We start from the raw sequence: 940 nt of genomic DNA on the forward strand, positions 1-940 counted from the left end.
TCGGGTCGAAGGATCGTGCCCGTGGCAACAGTGCGCTCAAGGGGGCGCTCGATGCGGAGTATGCGGTGGTCAAATCAGACGATGAAGTAAAGATCACCGCAAAGAAGATGAAAGATGCCGATGAGCCTGATTCTATGACCTTTCTCTTCAGCCCTGTACGACTCCCTTTCATGGATGAGGATGGTGAGCCTCAATACAGCTGTGTTCTAAGACACCTCGACCCTGAGGATGCAGAACAACTCGCCGGGTTAAAGCTTATTGGCGATGCTCAGAAGTCAGTTCTTCGCATACTCGATAATCTCATTTCTAATGCGAAGGCAACCTTGGAATCGCAAAGCCGTGATCCTGACGGTGCACTCATTGAGGCGAGGCAACTCCGTAAGGAATGTATTGATAAAGATACGGTATCTGCAAAGAACTGGAGCCGGACATATAGCGGGCTCGTAGAGAAGAATCTGATCATACAAGACGGTGTTCATGTCTCGTTATCAGAGATAGCAAAGGATGCTATTAAGTGACTTTTTACACTCAGAATGCTGTTCAAATTTTGAGCAAAAAAAGTCTTCTTCAGTAGGGTGACGATTTTTTGATGATTTTTAAGTACCTGAAGTCGTCACCCTATCCTCTAACCCCTTGAAGATATTGAAGTTTTGAATCGGTGAGCTTTATATTTTCATCATTCTTCATCTCTCTCCCCCCTTTAAAGGGGAGAGTGATAGAAGAGCTAATGATGGAAGCTGGAAAAATGCTCTACGAAGTATCAAGGGAGGTAGGACTAAAAATCAGGGAAGAGAGAGCAAAAAAGAATGAAAGTAATTATTGGAATAGACCCGGGTCTATCGGGAGGGATAGCGGTACTGGAGAGTACCAGTATGCAGCTGATGAAGCTCGTCGATATGCCGGTATCCCCGGAAGGGAATAAGCGGAAGGTTAACGGCTA

At 45.7% G+C, this 940-nt stretch carries 1 protein-coding gene; it reads left to right on the forward strand.

Translation table 11 applies throughout. The annotated features are described in order from the left end of the window. Positions 1-518: hypothetical protein (locus tag AK963_RS34130; protein WP_202969941.1), on the forward strand; the 518-nt coding region annotated here is incomplete at its 5' end. Positions 519-940 lie beyond the last annotated feature (422 nt).

The sequence above is a fragment of the Endozoicomonas atrinae genome (assembly GCF_001647025.1).
Lineage (GTDB): Bacteria > Pseudomonadota > Gammaproteobacteria > Pseudomonadales > Endozoicomonadaceae > Endozoicomonas > Endozoicomonas atrinae.